General features: G+C 67.3%; 13 protein-coding genes. 4 read left to right on the top strand and 9 right to left on the bottom strand.

The genetic code is table 11. The features are described from left to right. Nucleotides 1–103 precede the first annotated feature (103 nt). Complete coding sequence (locus ACUDP5_RS12995) at nucleotides 104–1,240, top strand: RNA ligase RtcB family protein (RefSeq protein ID WP_445658936.1); 1,137 nt, start codon at nucleotides 104–106, stop codon at nucleotides 1,238–1,240. Beyond that, nucleotides 1,240–1,863, top strand: coding sequence for a peptide chain release factor H (prfH, locus tag ACUDP5_RS12990; RefSeq protein ID WP_445658935.1), 624 nt, complete (start codon nucleotides 1,240–1,242; stop codon nucleotides 1,861–1,863). The genes ACUDP5_RS12995 and prfH overlap by 1 nt, the downstream gene beginning before the upstream one ends. A 122-nt stretch (nucleotides 1,864–1,985) precedes the next feature. Here prfH and ACUDP5_RS12985 read toward each other — a convergent pair whose 3' ends face one another. Both ACUDP5_RS12985 and ACUDP5_RS12980 read right to left on the bottom strand, forming a co-directional pair. Then, the gene (locus ACUDP5_RS12985) at nucleotides 1,986–2,891 is read right to left on the bottom strand and encodes a pirin family protein (protein ID WP_263913489.1); all 906 of its coding nucleotides are present in this window, start codon (nucleotides 2,889–2,891) and stop codon (nucleotides 1,986–1,988) included. 119 nt (nucleotides 2,892–3,010) lie between these two features. Then, nucleotides 3,011–3,709 carry a pirin family protein gene (locus ACUDP5_RS12980; RefSeq protein WP_263913490.1) on the bottom strand — a complete coding sequence of 233 codons (699 nt, stop codon included), beginning with the start codon at nucleotides 3,707–3,709 and terminating at the stop codon, nucleotides 3,011–3,013. Nucleotides 3,710–3,890: 181 nt separating this feature from the next. Here ACUDP5_RS12980 and ACUDP5_RS12975 point away from each other — a divergent pair, with 181 nt between their 5' ends. Then, nucleotides 3,891–4,805 carry a LysR family transcriptional regulator gene (locus tag ACUDP5_RS12975; RefSeq protein WP_175217340.1) on the top strand — a complete coding sequence of 305 codons (915 nt, stop codon included), beginning with the start codon at nucleotides 3,891–3,893 and terminating at the stop codon, nucleotides 4,803–4,805. Between the two features lie 367 nt (nucleotides 4,806–5,172). After that, nucleotides 5,173–6,159, top strand: a complete 987-nt coding sequence (locus tag ACUDP5_RS12970) for an IS110 family transposase (RefSeq protein WP_445659133.1) — start codon at nucleotides 5,173–5,175, stop codon at nucleotides 6,157–6,159. Between the two features lie 629 nt (nucleotides 6,160–6,788). On the opposite strand, the gene ACUDP5_RS12965 is transcribed toward ACUDP5_RS12970, so the two are convergent. From ACUDP5_RS12965 to ACUDP5_RS12935, 7 genes are all read right to left on the bottom strand, one after another. Continuing rightward, nucleotides 6,789–8,036, bottom strand: coding sequence for a YeeE/YedE family protein (locus tag ACUDP5_RS12965; RefSeq protein WP_445658934.1), 1,248 nt, complete (start codon nucleotides 8,034–8,036; stop codon nucleotides 6,789–6,791). A 55-nt stretch (nucleotides 8,037–8,091) separates the two neighbouring features. Further along, nucleotides 8,092–9,021 (bottom strand): sulfurtransferase, encoded by a 930-nt coding sequence (locus tag ACUDP5_RS12960; RefSeq protein ID WP_445658933.1) that lies wholly within the window; start codon nucleotides 9,019–9,021, stop codon nucleotides 8,092–8,094. A 123-nt stretch (nucleotides 9,022–9,144) separates the two neighbouring features. After that, on the bottom strand, nucleotides 9,145–11,358 hold the full coding sequence (locus ACUDP5_RS12955; protein WP_445658932.1) for a rhodanese-like domain-containing protein: 2,214 nt from the start codon (nucleotides 11,356–11,358) through the stop codon (nucleotides 9,145–9,147). Nucleotides 11,359–11,471: 113 nt separating this feature from the next. Next, the gene (locus tag ACUDP5_RS12950; RefSeq protein ID WP_263912700.1) at nucleotides 11,472–12,401 is read right to left on the bottom strand and encodes a CysB family HTH-type transcriptional regulator; all 930 of its coding nucleotides are present in this window, start codon (nucleotides 12,399–12,401) and stop codon (nucleotides 11,472–11,474) included. Between the two features lie 44 nt (nucleotides 12,402–12,445). Further along, nucleotides 12,446–12,793 (bottom strand): VOC family protein, encoded by a 348-nt coding sequence (locus tag ACUDP5_RS12945; protein WP_263912699.1) that lies wholly within the window; start codon nucleotides 12,791–12,793, stop codon nucleotides 12,446–12,448. A gap of 122 nt (nucleotides 12,794–12,915) precedes the next feature. Beyond that, a complete protein-coding gene (metC, locus tag ACUDP5_RS12940) occupies nucleotides 12,916–14,124 on the bottom strand; it encodes a cystathionine beta-lyase (RefSeq protein ID WP_445658931.1) in 1,209 nt (402 codons plus the stop codon). Continuing rightward, nucleotides 14,121–14,747 carry a cysteine dioxygenase family protein gene (locus tag ACUDP5_RS12935; RefSeq protein WP_445658930.1) on the bottom strand — a complete coding sequence of 209 codons (627 nt, stop codon included), beginning with the start codon at nucleotides 14,745–14,747 and terminating at the stop codon, nucleotides 14,121–14,123. The genes metC and ACUDP5_RS12935 overlap by 4 nt, the downstream gene beginning before the upstream one ends. Nucleotides 14,748–14,768: the final 21 nt, after the last annotated feature.

Below are 14,768 nucleotides of genomic sequence, written 5' to 3'. Positions count from 1 at the left end.
CCCGCACGGCCATCGCCTGCCCGAGCGCGGCATCCGCACGCCTGCGCAAGACGCGGCACGCGGCCATGGGAACAAGCCCTCGACGATCTGATCTGGAAATACCATGGGCAATTGCATTCAAACCTTGTCCGAGCGCGTCACGCTGATCGCCTCGGACAAGACCTGGATCGAAGGCAACGCGATCCAACAACTACACACCACCGCTGAACTTGCCGGCATGCGCCGCGTGGCCGGCATGCCCGACCTGCATCCCGGCCGGGGCTACCCGGTGGGCGCCGCGTTCTTTTCCACTGGCCGCCTGTACCCCGCCCTGATCGGCGGCGACATCGGCTGCGGCATGGCGCTCTGGTCGACCGAACTGGACGCGCGCCGCGCGGCGCCCGAGAAACTCGACAAGCGGCTGGGCGACATCGACACGCCACTGGACGACCGCTGGCAGGACCTGGTGGCCGAACTGGCGCCCGCTGACGTGGGCTATCGGCAGGCGCTGGGCACCATCGGCGGCGGCAACCATTTTGCCGAGCTGCAACGCGTCGAAGAGGTCGTCGACCCGCCGGCGGTCGCCGCCTTGGGGCTGGATACCAGGCGGCTCCTGCTGCTGGTGCACAGCGGTTCACGCGGGTTGGGCGGCGCCATTCTGCAAGACCACCTGCATCGGCATGGCCATGCCGGCCTGGCGCAAGACGGCGCAGACTGCACGGCCTACCTGGCGCAGCACGACGGCGCACTGCGCTACGCCGAAGCCAACCGGCAGCTGATCGCACGCCGCATGCTGGACCGCCTGGGCGCAAAAGGCGAGCCGGTGCTGGACGTGAACCACAACCTGGTGACGCCGTCGGTGATCCAGGGCGAAGCCGGCTGGCTGCATCGCAAGGGCGCGACGCCGTCGGATGCCGGGCTGGTCGTCATTCCGGGGTCTCGCGGCGACTTCAGCTACCTGGTGGCGCCGATACCCAGCGCCGCCAGCCTGTATTCGCTGGCGCATGGCGCCGGCCGCAAGTGGATGCGCGGCGAGTGCAAGGACCGGCTGTTCAAGCGCTACACCCCGGCACAACTGGGCCGCACCAAGCTGGGCAGCCACGTCGTCTGCCAGGACAAGCAGCTGATCTACGAAGAAGCGCCCGAGGCCTACAAGCCCGTGGACAGCGTCATCGACAGCCTGCAACAGGCGGGGCTGGTGACGGTGCTGGCCAAGCTGCGTCCGGTGCTGACCTACAAGACGCGCGGAGGATGCTGCTGATGGAACTGCTGCAACTCTCCGCGGCCCACGGGCCCGACGAATGCTGCCTGGCGGTCGCCAAGGCGCTGGCCTGCCTGCTGCGCGAAGCGCGTGGCCTGGGCATCGACGTGGACGTGCTGGAATCCGAAGCCGGCGCCAGGGCCGGCACCTACCGCTCGGTGCTGCTGAGCCTGGACGGCGCGGGCGCGGCAGGCCTTGCGGCCGACTGGGAAGGCTCGATCCAGTGGATCTGCGCCAGCCCCTACCGCCTGGGCCACGCCCGCAAGAACTGGTTCATCGGCGCCTTGCGCTGCGAGATGCCGACGCGTCAGCTATCCGGCGAGATCCGCTTCGAAACGACGCGTTCCTCCGGCCCGGGCGGCCAGCACGTCAACAAGACCGAGTCGGCCGTGCGCGCAACGCATGTGGCCACGGGCATCACCGTGAAGGTGCAGACCGAACGCAGCCAACATGCCAACAAACGCATCGCCACGCTGCTGATCGCCCACCGGCTGGCGAACCGCGTGCAGGCCCTGCAAGCGGCCCAGCGGGCCGAACGCCGCCAGTTCCACCACCAGGTGGAACGCGGCGGCCCCCGGCGTGTCTTCAAAGGAGAAAACTTCGTGCCGGTGAAAACCCGCTAGGCACACGCGCAACGTTAAACGGGCCTGCATCCCCGGCATCGCCGGGCTTGCAGGCCCGTTTGCTGTCCACGCCCATCCGCGGCAACTTCACCGCAGCGGACGCGTCTGGACGCACGTTCGCATCACGCCCGCGGCGCGGGCAGCGGAATGAACTCGGTCTCGTCGCCCGGCACGGTCTGGCCGAAGCGATTGCGCTGCCATTCCTCTTTGGCCTGCTCGATGCGGTCCTTGCTGCTGGACACGAAGTTCCACCAGATGAAGCGCGGGCCTTCCAGCGGCTCGCCACCGAGCACGGCAAAGCGCGCATCGGTACGGGCGCGGATCTGCACCGGACGGCCCGGGGCGAAGACGATCAGGCGGCCACTTTCGAACACCTGCCCGTCCACTTCGACGGAACCGGTCGCCACATAGGCCGCGCGCTCTTCATGTTCGGCCGGCAGCACGGTCACGGCGCCGGCCTGCAATTGCAGGTCGCCATAGAACAGCGGCGAATGGGTCTTGACCAACGACGTCTTGCCAAACAGCGAGCCCGCCACGACCTGCGCGCGTACGCCCTCGCCTTCGATCACGGGCTGGGCGTCCAGGCCGTAATGCGTAAAGCCAGGATCCGTTTCCTCGTGTGCTTTGGGCAGGCCGACCCAGATCTGCAGGCCACAGAGGCGCTGCGCGGCCTGGCGGCTTTCGGGCGAGGAACGCTCGGAGTGCACGATACCCCGGCCGGCGGTCATCCAGTTCACTTCGCCCGGCAAAATGGTCTGCGTATTGCCGGCGCCATCGCGGTGCACCATGGACCCTTCATACAGATAGGTGACGGTGGACAGGCCGATGTGCGGATGCGGCCGTACGTCGATGCCGGACCCGGCGTTGAATTCCACGGGGCCCATGTGGTCGAGAAAGACAAAGGGGCCGACGGTGCGGCGCTGCGCCGAGGGCAGCGCGCGGCGAACTTCGAAGCCGCCCAGGTCGCTGGTGCGCGGCACGACGACGGTTTCGATCTGGCTTTCGCCGGGTTGGGTCAAGGTGGACATGGAATACGCTCCTGTAGGGTGGCCCTGCGGCCATCTTAAGCCGGGCCGGCTCATTGCTGAACCGCCCTGCGCGGCAAGGGGGAAACAAGGCCGGGCGGCGATCCGCCCGGCCGCTGGCGTTACGCCAGGTCGAACACCAGCACTTCGGCGTCCTTGCCGCCGGACAGCGCGACACGGGTTTCATCGGTGATGGCGACGGCATCACCGGCCGCCAGCTCGATGCCGTTGACGGACAGGCTGCCGCGGGCCACATGAACCCAGGCACGGCGGCCAGCGGCCAGGTCGAGCGTGGCGGACTCCTCCCCGTTGAACAGACCGGCATACAGGCGCACGTTCTGGTGGATCTTCATCGACCCGTCAATGCCATCCCCCGACACCAGGGCTTGCAGGCGACCGCGCTTTTGCTCGTCGGAAAAGGCCTTTTCTTCATATTCCGGCGCAATGCCGGTGACGTCAGGCTCGATCCAGATCTGCAGCATGTGGGTTTCCTTGTCGGCACGCGGGTTGAATTCCGAGTGCATGACACCCCGACCGGCGCTCATGCGCTGGACGTTGCCGGGCTGGATGGTGGAGCCGCTGCCCATGCTGTCCTTGTGGGCGATGGCGCCATCCAGCACGTAGGTGATGATTTCCATGTCGCGATGACCATGCGTGCCGAAACCGCGGCCGGCGGCGATGCGATCATCGTTGATGACACGCAGCGCGCCAAAGCCCATGTGGTTGGGGTCGTAGTAGTTGGCGAAGGAAAAAGTATGGAACGAGTCGAGCCACCCGTGGTTGGCATGGCCCCGCTCGGCGCTGCGGCGAATGGTAAGCATAGTGGACTCCCTGTTGCAATTAAGTGAATGGTCTTGCAGCCGCTGGCATCGATCTATCGGTGCATCTGGCTTGGCTGCTGAACCGGCATGAATAGAATTGTGCCTGGTCCGACCCGGGTGATTGACGCTATGATTTGACGGAACCATTCAATTTATTTGAACGATCAGCCGGAGCCCCCTGATGCAAGCGATTACCCCCGAACTCCTGGTACTGGTGGACGCCATCGCCCGCCACGGCAGTTTCGCGAAGGCGGCGCGCGAGCTGGGCAAGGTGCCGTCGGCGGTGACGTATTCGATCCGCAAGCTGGAAGACGGCCTGGATGTGCTGCTGTTCGACCGCTCGGGCCACCGGGCGCTGCTGACGCCGGCCGGCGAAACCCTGCTCAAGGACGGCCGCCACGTGCTGCAATCGCTGGACGATCTGGCCTGCCGGGTGAAACGGATCGCCACGGGCTGGGAAGTGGAACTGCGCATCGCGGTCAGCGCCGTGCTGCCCTGGCGGCCGCTATACGACCTGATCGAGGAATTCCAGGCGCTTGAGACGGCAACGACGCTGCGCTTTTCAACAGAAGTGCTGAGCGGCAACTGGGACGCGCTGACGTCGGGCCGCGCAGATCTGGTGATCGGCGCCGGCGCGGCGGGCGAACCGACCGGCCCGTACCGATCCCAGGCAATGGGCCAGGCCCAGTTCGCGTTCTGCGTGGCGGCGCACCACCCGCTGGCATCGGCCCCGCAACCGCTGAGCCGCGCGGACATCACGCGCTATTGCGCGGTGGTGGTAGCAGACACGTCACGCAATCTCCCGCCGCAGTCGCGCGGCATCCTGGCGGAACAGCCGACGCTGGTGATGCCGACGATGCAGGCCAAGATCGAAGCGCAGATCCGCGGGCTGGGATGCGGCTATCTTCCCCTGACGCTGGCGGCGCCTTACCTGTCGCAAGGGGTGCTGGTGGTGTGCGAAACGGACGAAGGCATGTCGCTGACGGAACACGTGGCGTATGCATGGCGGGCCGAGGCGCCTGGGGAGGCGTTGAAGTGGTGGCTGCAGAAGATGAAGTCGCCGCGGTTGTGTGAGGGGTTGTTGGGGCTTGGATAGATTCTAGACAGGTCGTTTGAAGCCTGCATAGGTCGTGCTTCGTAGGGCCGCTTGGGGCGCAGGCCATGCGGGGGACGGGCGCCCACGATTGCGGTCCGGCGCGCGGGCGCCGGACTTCCCCTTCGTCATCGTCGTCCGCCTTCGGCTCCCTTGTATCTTGAGCCCTGGGATGGTTAGCTACCATTCCACGAGAGACAGGTGAGTTTCTGCGGCTCCCTTAGGTGCCTGACCCTGTTCTGAAGACTAAACCCCTGTCTCTCACCTCTGACGCCATCGCGGACACTGGACGGTAGCCTAGGGCTTGACCCTGCATGCACAAGGTAAGTGGGCGCAGTTGGCATACTTTCTTTGTATGGAGGGTATGACGATGATCTATCTGGGTATTGATGTCTCCAAGCTGAAGCTGGACTGCACGTTGCTGCTGGATCCAGAGAACGACAAGCGCAAAAGCAAGGTTGTCCCTAATAGCCGGGACGGGGTGCACGACCTAGTCCGGTGGTGCGCCAAGCATGGCGCCGCGGCTGACCAGGTTCACGCCGTGTTGGAAGCCACAGGGCCCTATCACGAGCAAGCCGCGACGACGCTGCATGATGGCGGGCTGACGGTGTCGGTGGCCAACCCGGCCAACGTGCACGACTTCAGTCGGGCGTTGGCGATGCGGTCCAAGACCGACGCACTCGATAGCGTGGTGTTGGCCCGTTATGGCGTGGCGATGAAGCCGCCCGTCTGGCAGCCCCCGCCGGCCCATGTGCGCGAGCTGCGTGCCTTGATTACCCAACTGGAAGCGTTGTCCAAGGATCGGCTGCGCACGATGAACCGCCAGGAGAAGATCGAGGCCAGCTCGCCCTCGGAGCTGGTGGAACGTTCGATCAGCGACACGCTGAGCTTTTACGGCAAGGAGATCGCTCGCCTGGAGAAGGCCATCGACGACCATATCGACCGGCATCCTGACTTGAAGGAAGACGCCAGGTTGTTGGCGACCATACCCGGGGTGGGGCCGAAAATGACCAGAACCATGCTGCGGGTGATGCATACCCACCACTTCAAGTGTGCAGAGGATCTGGCGGCGTATCTGGGCTTGGTGCCGGTGCAGAGACAGTCTGGCACGTCGCTGCGCGGCCGTAGCCGCATGTCCAAGGCCGGTCCTGCGGACGTACGGGCGTTGGCATACATGGCTGGCGTCGTTGCGTCCAAGCACAACCCCCATGTGCGGGCGTTGTATCAACGACTGCTGGCCGCGGGCAAGAGCAAGATGTCGGCCCTGGGCGCCTGCATGCGAAAAGTGGTGCATCTGTGCTTCGGCGTGCTCAAGACGCGGCAGCCTTACAGGCCTGATTACGCTTTTTCTACTTGACGGCCAAGACGGTATCTTCAGATTCCCTCGGGCGCATCGAGGTTGCCCGTCCCCCGCATGGCCTGCGCCCCAAGCTACATTTCAACGGGTTCGCGGCGCTGCTAGAGCGAATTAATGCGGCCAGACTTGCGGGGCCCGTCAGTTGGGGCCGCGCGGGCGGCCCCGCCTGACTTACGCGGTGGTTGGGCGTCGTGACGATGACGCTGCGCGCTGGCCAAGAAAAGTGCTCTTGCCAGTGGTGGTGGCGAGCAAACGCCGCGACTCGTCTTTCTCTCTTCTCCACAAGCGCGCAGCGTCCCTGCCACACTTTCCAACGCCGCAATGCCAAACGTGGCCGCCCGCGCGGCCGCGGCTTGGCGGCCCTGTAGATTTCATGCCCTGACCACGGGTCTAGCAACGCGACAAACCAAGACGCACGTAGCCCCTCGCGGCGGCGGCATGCGGGGCGGGCAACCTCGATGCGCCCGAGGGAATCCGTAGGGAGCCGAAGGCGTACGAGGATGACGAAGGGGCAGTCCGGCGCCCGCGCGCCGGACCGCAATCGTGGGCGCCCGCCCCGCATGCCGCCGCCGCGAGGGGCGACCTACGAAGAGATAACGCCACGATTCACGATAACCAGCGACAAACCATCACCGAGTAGGCCGCAACTTCAACGCCACCCAGATGCCCGCCACGCACGCCACACCGAAGATCCAACCTGACAGCGCACCCGCCATCACCCCCGACAGCAATGTCCCGACGGTACACCCCAATGCTGTCATCCCGCCCCACCCCATCAAGACGCCACCAGTAAAGTTACGCGCCACCTCTCGCCAACCAGGCAACTTCGGCCGAAACGCGCCGGCCGCCAACGCGGATGCCCATGCACCGATGATCAGAGCCAATACGAATGCCCCGTTGTTCGATAGCAGGGCTTGTTTGACTGCCGTGGCGCAACCGGCGAAGGTATCCAGGCCTTCGAGCCGGGAAGGCAGCCAACCGGCGGCGGATGCCGTGGTGCGGGCCACGCTGCCAAGTTCCGCTGTCACACCCAACGGGGCGATGCGCAGGTAGGCGATCACGCCGATGAACGCCACCAGCAGGCCGCCGATGGCGGGCGACCAGCGGTCTTCCAGCACGGTGCGCCAGAGTGGCACGGTGCCGCTTTTGGGCAACGCCCCATTGCCGGGTTGGGCGTCCACCGACAGCGCCGCGGAGTCGTTAGACGTCGGTGGAATCCGTGCCGTCGTCCCCTGCCCTGCGCGGCCCAGCCTGCTCAGCGCCAACGCCAACAGTGCCAGCACTACGCATTGCAGCAGCGCCGTGCCGCCGTATCCCAAGTGCCTGGGCAGCCAGATGATCGGGGCTTCCTGGATCATCGACAGGTAGAGCGTGTTCCAGGTCGCAAAGCCCAGGGTGAAGCCCAGCGCTGCGCCCAACAGGGCGAATGGGGATGCCAGCGCGCCTTCGCCCAGGCGGTACAAGTGCGCACTGATGCACGAACCCGATAGGCGCATGCCCAGGCCGAACACGAAGGCGCCGGCGACCAGCGCCAGGCTGATCGGGCCGATGTGGGCGCCGGGGGGCAGACGGTCGGGGGTGGGGATGGGCAGAAAGGCGCCGAACACGGCGTGGTAGCCCAGCGTGCCGACCGCCAGCGCGATCAGTACCGCGTAGGCGCCGCGTGGGTCGCGGCGTTCGATGGCGTCGCGGGCGATGCAGTAGAAGCAGAAGCGCGAGCGTTGCAGGACGATGCCGAACGCTGCGCCCAGCAGCAGCGACAAGGACAGGTTGCGGCCGCCGTCGGGCAGCGGTGCGAGCTGCCAGGCGGCGAGAAACACCGCCGCCAACAGCGTGGCGGCGGCCGTGTAGCGCAGGGCCGCATGGGCCGACGGCACGGCATCATGCTGCGCCGCCGTCTCCCGCGGCGCGGAGTATCCCGGAACGCTCACCTTACGTCTTGCCCCACACCGTGCCGGACGGATTGCTGATCGGCGAGCCGACGCTGTTGCCGTATTCCGTCCACGAGCCGTCGTAGTTGCGTACGTCGTAACCCAGCAGCTTGCGCAGCGCGAACCAGGAATGGCTGGAGCGTTCGCCGATGCGGCAGTAGGTGATGATGGGCTTGCTGCCGTCCACGCCCGCGGCCTGGTAGATGGCGTGCAGCTCGTCGGCGGACTTGAAGGTGCCGTCTTCGGCGACCAGCTTGCTCCAGGTGACGTTCACGGCGCCGGGCACGTGGCCGGCGCGGACCGCCAGTTCGGGCACGCCATTGGGCGCGAAGATCTTGCCGTTGTATTCGTCGGCGGAGCGGATGTCGACCAGCACGCCCGGCTTGTCCTTGCGGGCCACGGCCAGCACGTCCTGCAGGTGGGCGCGCAGCGCGGGGTTGGCGTCCTTGATGCGGGCGTTGCCGGCGGCCTGGGCCTTGGCGCTGTTGGACAGCGGGCGGCCTTCGGCTTCCCACTTCTTGCGGCCGCCGTCCAGGATCTTGACGTTGTCGATACCGTAGATATCGAAGATCCAGGCGCCCCAGGCGGCGAACCAGTTGTTGTTGTCGCCGTACAGCACGGTGGTGGTGTCGGTGTTGATGCCGGTGCGTTCGAGCAGCGCCTGGAATTGCCTGGGCGGGGCGATGTCGCGGTTGACGGTGTCGACCAGGTCGGTGTGCCAGTTCACGTTGCTGGCGCCGGGGATGTGGCCGCGTTCGAACAGGCCGGGGTTGACGCTGACTTCGACCACGCGCACCTTGGGGTCGTTCAGGTTCTTTTCCAGCCACTCGGTGGTGACCAGGAACTTGGCGTGCTGCGCCGTGGCGGGAAACGCCATCAGGCTGGCCAGCGCGGCGAAGGCGGCCGCCAGCAGTTTGGATAGGGTCATCATGTTCTCCGGAAGCAGGCGCGAACAGGCCTGGGAATCCGGAGAATATGTGTTCAGCTTACAGTCAGGAACAACTTTGTAGGCATATCCTGATTACTGGCAGAGGGGTGCCATGGTTCCTGCCCGTCAACCTGCGGCGATCAGCCGGATGTCTGCGCTGCCGTCGCGTTCCAGTTGCGCCACCAGGCCCAGTTCCCAATCCAGATACTCGCGAAAGCCCTGGTCTCGGGCCGACAGGTCGTCGAACAGGTAGGGGCTGATGCTCTGGTCATCGTCGCCGGTCAGCACGCCGTCGGCGCCCTGGGCCAGCGGCAGGCCCTGGGCCTGCCAGGCGCGGGTGCCGCCCAGCAGATAGCGTACGGGCCGGCCGGTGCGCCAGGCCAGCTCGGCCGCCACCACGCTGGCCAGCACGCCGTCGGGGGACGTCAGCACGAGGGCGCGTTGCGGGTCGGTCGGCAGGAACTCATGCAGGCGGTCGGGCGCGGCGTAGCGGGCGCCGGGCACGTGGCCGCGTTCGTAGGCCAGGCGCGATTCCACGTCGAACACATCGACCTCGCCGGCGTCGAGCGCGGCTTGCAAGGCCTGGGCACGCAGGGCCGGTGCGTCGGGACGGTGGCGCAGCACCCGGCGCGTTTCCGCGCCGCGTTCCAGGGCGGCCAGGACCGGCGGCTGATACAGGTAGACCTCGACCGCGCCCAATTGCGCCAGCCAGGCGCCGGTGGTCTGCGCCCGCACACCGTCCCAGTCCGCCAGCACCACGCGGGCGCGGCGCGTAGCCAGGTATTCGTCGGTGGCCTGCACCAATTGGCCGCCGGGCGCCCAGCGCCAGCCCGGCAGGTGGCCGGTTTCGTATTCTTCGCGGGTCCGGACGTCGAACTTGTACAACGTGCGCGACGACTGGTCGGCCTCGAAGGCTTGCAGCGTGGCCGCGTCGATGTAGCCGATGCCGGCGCGCTGCGCCACGTCGCGGGCCTGCTCGCGGGCGGCGGCGATGCTCTCGGCCGACGGTTCCGGCAACGCCGCCTGGCGGCCATAGGCCAGCTCGCGGCCGGACAGCAGCCATTCCATGGTGCCGTTGCGCAGCGAGGCCACGCGGTTGGGAATGCCGGCGTCGATCAGCGTCTGGGCGCCGACGATGCTGCGCGTACGGCCAGCACAGTTGACCACCACGAAGGTCTTGGGGTCCGGCGCCAGTTCGCGGATGCGGTAGACCAGTTCGGCGCCCGGCAGGCTGTGCGAGAACGGCAGCGTGAAGTTGTGGAATTCCTCGGGCGTGCGGCTGTCGACCACCACGATGTCGTCGCCGCGGGCCACGCGCTCGTGCAGTTCATCGACGTCGATCCACGGCGTGTGCTTCTCGTGTTCGATGACCTCGCCGAACGCCTTGCTGGGCACGTTGGTGCCCGAGAACAGTTCGCGCCCTTCCTGTTCCCAGCCGTCGGTGCCGCCGGCCAGCACCGAGATGTCGGTCCAGCCCAGTCGCGTCAGCTTGGCGGCGGCCTGGTGCGCCAGGGTTTCGTCGTCGTCGACCAGCACGATGCGGGTGTCGCGGCGCGGCACCAGGCGGTCGGCCAGCACTTCCAGGCGCCACAGCGGCGCGGGCACGGCGTACAGCAGGTGGCGGCGGGCGTAGCGGCCGGCCTCGCGCACGTCCAGCACCGCGATCTCGGCTTCGCCGCGCAGTTCGGCTTGCAGGCCGGCTGCCGACAGGCGGGCGTGATAGATGGCGGCGGGCGGCGAAAACGTGCGGTACGAACCGCCCGCGGTGCTTTCGAACACGACGCGGCCGTGCAGCCGGTCCAGCGCCAGCCCGTAGAAGTGCAGGTGCGCGCCGGGCGCGTCGCCGACCAGTTCGATGGTGTGCACGTCGTTCGGCCCCAGCACGATGGAGTTGCCGGGGCCCACGTCCACGCGGCGCACGTGCGTGAGCACGTCGCGGCCGGGTTCGGCGCCGGCGCTGCGGGCGTAGACCTCGTTGCGCTCGTTGCCGGATACGCCGGCGATGATGGCCCAGGTGGTGTGGTCGTGCGGCGGTTGGGCCTTGCCCGCTTCGCCCAGCGACAGGTAGAGCGCATAGCCGCCGTCCACGTCTTCGGCCAGGCGGTAGATCGACGTGGGGCGGCCCGGCACCACGGCGAAGGCGTCGGCGGAAAACAGTTCGCGGCGGCGGCCCAGGGCTTCGAGCAACGTGGCCACGCGGGCCAGCTGGTCGGGCGTGGCCTGGCGCGGATCCGGCGCCACGGCCTTGACCTGGGCGATGAAGTCGCGCACGGCCTGGGCGCGTGCGCTGTCGTGGGAAGCTGGGGTGGCGGCGGTGGCCGCGTGCGAAGAGGTGCTCATGGGATGGCCCGGAATTCCTAGGTTGAAGAACCGGACCAGCCTACGTCCGCGCTACGGCGCGGACAACGTAGAAATGCGTCTATGGATATGCGAACCGCGCACGGCCTTCCCGCTCAAGCCTCGCCTTTGAGCGCCTGGTCCACGACCTCCCGAGTCAGCGTCGGCACGAACATCTCGATGAAGTGAAAGGCGTAGCCGCGCAGCCAGGCGCCGCGGCGGATGGCCAGCCGGGTCAGGTTGATCTCGAACAGATGGCGGGCGTCGATGGCGCACAGGCGGGTGTCGCGCTCGGCGTCCCAGGCCACGGCGGCCACGATGCCCACGCCCAGCTCCAGTTCGACATAGGTCTTGATCACGTCGGCGTCCATCGCGGTCATGACGATGTCCGGGGTGATGCCGGCCCGCGCGAAGGCCTCGTCGATGTGCGCCCGCCCCGTGTAGCCGCGTCCGTACGTAATGATGGGATAGCGCGACAGCTGCGACAGGCTGATGCCGCCCTCGTGCGCGCTGAGCGGATGGCCCTTGGGCACGATGATGCTGTGGCTCCAGCGGTAGCACGGCAGGTTGAGCAGGCCCGGATAATCGGCCACCGCTTCGGTCGCCACGCCGATGTCGGCCTCGCCTTCCAGCAGCATTTCGGACACCTGCTTGGGCGAGCCCTGGTGCAGGTGCAGCACCACCTCGGGGTAGCGCTGGCGAAATTCCTTGATGACCGGCGGCAAGGCGTAGCGCGCCTGCGAATGGGTGGCGGCAATGGACAGCACGCCCGTGCGACTGTCGGCGTATTCCGCGCCCGCGTGGCGGATGTTGTCGGCGCATTGCAGGATCTGCTCGACCAGCGGCAGGATCAGTTCGCCGGGCGGGGTCAGGCCGATCAGGCGCTTGCCCGAGCGCACGAAGATGTCGACGCCCACCTCTTCTTCCAGTTCGCGGATCTGGCGGCTGACGCCGGGCTGCGAGGTATGCAGGCTTTCCGACACGTCGGTCAGGTTGAAATCACGGCGTACCGTTTCGCGCACGGAACGCAATTGCTGGAAGTTCATGGAGTCGCTGGGCCTGTAGAGGGCACAAGAAGCCTTGCCCGGCCCTAGCCGAGAAAGGCCAGTTGATTGCCGGAGGGGTCTTTGACGTACATGACGCGCTGGCCGGCGTCAGGCAGCGAACAGACAGGGTGATAGCCCGCCTTGCGCAGGCGCAGCAGGATGTCGTCGTAGGCGCGGGTCTTGATGGCCAGGTAGTCGGGCTTGACCTCGCGGCTGACCTCGGCCACCGGCGACAGCGACAGGGTCGCGTCGCCCAGGGTGAACAGCAGCTGCCCGCCCGGGGCGGGCACTTCGTCCAGCCCGATGGCGCCGCGGTAGAACTCGCGTACCGCGTCCAGCCGCCGCGCCACAAAGGAAAGCTGTACCGAACCGATGGATGAAATAGTAGACATGCCCTGCCGCCAACCGTGGAACAAGGCAAATTCTAGTACCCGGGGGTACAACCGGACAAAGAGGTTGTAATTGCTTCTACATAATCAGAAACCCTTAAGACACGGAGTCATTTGCATATGCGTCAGGCACTGCGGCGCAGGCTCTCGCGGACCACGCCAAAGGCCCGGTCCAGGTCGCCCACCAGGTCCAGCGGATGCTCCAGGCCGATGTGCAGGCGCACCACTTCGCCCGTCCCTTCCCAGACGCTGTGCTCGGCCAGGCGCTCGGGCGCGGCTTGCAGCGCCAGGCTTTCGTAGCCGCCCCACGAGGCGCCGATCGAGAAGTAGCGCAGCGCATCGATGAAGCGCGCCGCCGCGCCCGGCTGCCCTGCCGGAAACGCAAACGACACCAGGCCGCTGGCGCCGCTGAAATCTCGTTGCCACAGTGCGTGGCCGGGGTCGCCGGGCAGCGCCGGGTAGAACACCCGCGCCACGTCAGCATGGCGCGACAGGTATTCGGCCACGCCCAGCGCGTTCTGGTGGTGGCGCGCCAGGCGCACGTCCAGCGTGCGGATGCCGCGCAGCGTCAGGTAGGCATCGTCCGCGCCCACCGCCAGGCCCAGCGCGTCGCAGGTGGCGCCGATGCGCTGCGCGAGTTCGGCGCTGTCGACCGTCACCACGCCCATCATCACGTCCGAATGGCCGGCCAGGTACTTGGTGGCCGCCTGGATGGAGATGTGCGCGCCCAGCGCCAGCGGCTGGTAGTACAGCCCGCCGCTCCAGGTGTTGTCGGTGGCGACCAGCACGCCGTGGCGGCGCGCGGTGGCGGCCAGGGCCGGCAGGTCCAGCACCTCGTACAGCAGCGAACTGGGCGATTCCAGGTACAGGAGGCGCGTGGCGGGGCGAATCAGCGTGTCCAGGTCGTCCTTGCCTGGCGAGAAATATTCAACTTCGATGCCATAGCGCTGCAGCAGCGCCTTGTCGACGCGCCGCACCGGCGAATAGACGCTGTCCGACACCAGCGCGTGCTCGCCCGGCGCCAGCGTGGCCAGCAGCACCAGCACGATCGCCGACAGGCCCGACGGCGCCAGGATGCTGCGATAGCCGCCTTCCAGCGACGCCACCGCGGCTTCCAGGGCCTGGTGGGTATCCAGGCCATGGCGGCCATAGGTGGCGACACGCTCGCCGGCCGCGCGCTGGCCGTTCAGCGCCGCATGCGTGGCGGTGTCGGCAAAGCGCACGGTGCTGGTGCGCACCACCGGCACGTTCACCGGGCCCGCCCCGGCGTGCAGATCGGGGCTGCCAGTGTGCACCAGGCGGGTCTGCACATGGGCTTGGTCCAGGCCGCTCATGCGCGCTGCTCCTGGCCGGGCTTCATCTGGGTGGCGTTGTAGTTCACGATTTCGCCGGTGGCCAGGTCGATGCCGATGCGGCCCGACAGGGTCTCCAGCGGCTGGCCATACAGGTGAAAGTGCAGCGTCGGTTCGTCGCCGGTCACGTGGATGCTGTGGATGTCATCCGGCAGGAACGACACCGGCTGGCCGGGCTGCACCACCACCTCACGCACCTGTTCCAGCGTGGCGCGGCCGGCCTGCGAGCCATCGTCGCTGCGGCGATAGACGCGGTTCAGTTCCTGCCCCGACAGCGCCACGATCGCCGCCCAGGTGGTGTGGTTGTGCGGCAAGGTGGTCTTGCCCGGGTTGATCGAATTCAGGTAGAGCGCCGGTTCGCCTGCGCCGTCGTCCGGGTTCAGGCGATAGCGGGTGGACGCGCCCACGCCCTGCCCCGGCGCGGGCGGCGGGAAGTCGGTCGCGGGAAACAGCGCGCGCTGCTCGGCCAACTGTTCCAGGCGTTCGGTCACGCGGGTCAGCAGGTCACGGGTCAGCGGCGCGGCGGCCAGCAGGCCGCGGATGTCGGCCAGGGCATCCTGCACCTGGCGGCGGCGTTCTTGGGAAACGGAAGTCTCGGTGGTCATGGCGGTTCTCCGGAAGGTCGG

Source organism: Achromobacter sp. NCFB-sbj8-Ac1-l, assembly GCF_052695805.1.
Note: the sequence above shows the minus strand (reverse complement) of the source record. Positions and strands in the feature narration are given on the sequence as shown.

Coding starts and splice junctions, on each gene's coding strand:
- ACUDP5_RS12955 (WP_445658932.1), bottom strand. CDS start 11,358: ATGAGCACCTCTTCGCACGCGGCCACCGCCGCCACCCCAGCTTCCCAC.
- ACUDP5_RS12960 (WP_445658933.1), bottom strand. CDS start 9,021: ATGATGACCCTATCCAAACTGCTGGCGGCCGCCTTCGCCGCGCTGGCC.
- ACUDP5_RS12995 (WP_445658936.1), top strand. CDS start 104: ATGGGCAATTGCATTCAAACCTTGTCCGAGCGCGTCACGCTGATCGCC.
- ACUDP5_RS12985 (WP_263913489.1), bottom strand. CDS start 2,891: ATGTCCACCTTGACCCAACCCGGCGAAAGCCAGATCGAAACCGTCGTC.
- ACUDP5_RS12945 (WP_263912699.1), bottom strand. CDS start 12,793: ATGTCTACTATTTCATCCATCGGTTCGGTACAGCTTTCCTTTGTGGCG.
- prfH (WP_445658935.1), top strand. CDS start 1,240: ATGGAACTGCTGCAACTCTCCGCGGCCCACGGGCCCGACGAATGCTGC.
- ACUDP5_RS12975 (WP_175217340.1), top strand. CDS start 3,891: ATGCAAGCGATTACCCCCGAACTCCTGGTACTGGTGGACGCCATCGCC.
- ACUDP5_RS12980 (WP_263913490.1), bottom strand. CDS start 3,709: ATGCTTACCATTCGCCGCAGCGCCGAGCGGGGCCATGCCAACCACGGG.
- metC (WP_445658931.1), bottom strand. CDS start 14,124: ATGAGCGGCCTGGACCAAGCCCATGTGCAGACCCGCCTGGTGCACACT.
- ACUDP5_RS12935 (WP_445658930.1), bottom strand. CDS start 14,747: ATGACCACCGAGACTTCCGTTTCCCAAGAACGCCGCCGCCAGGTGCAG.
- ACUDP5_RS12970 (WP_445659133.1), top strand. CDS start 5,173: ATGATCTATCTGGGTATTGATGTCTCCAAGCTGAAGCTGGACTGCACG.
- ACUDP5_RS12950 (WP_263912700.1), bottom strand. CDS start 12,401: ATGAACTTCCAGCAATTGCGTTCCGTGCGCGAAACGGTACGCCGTGAT.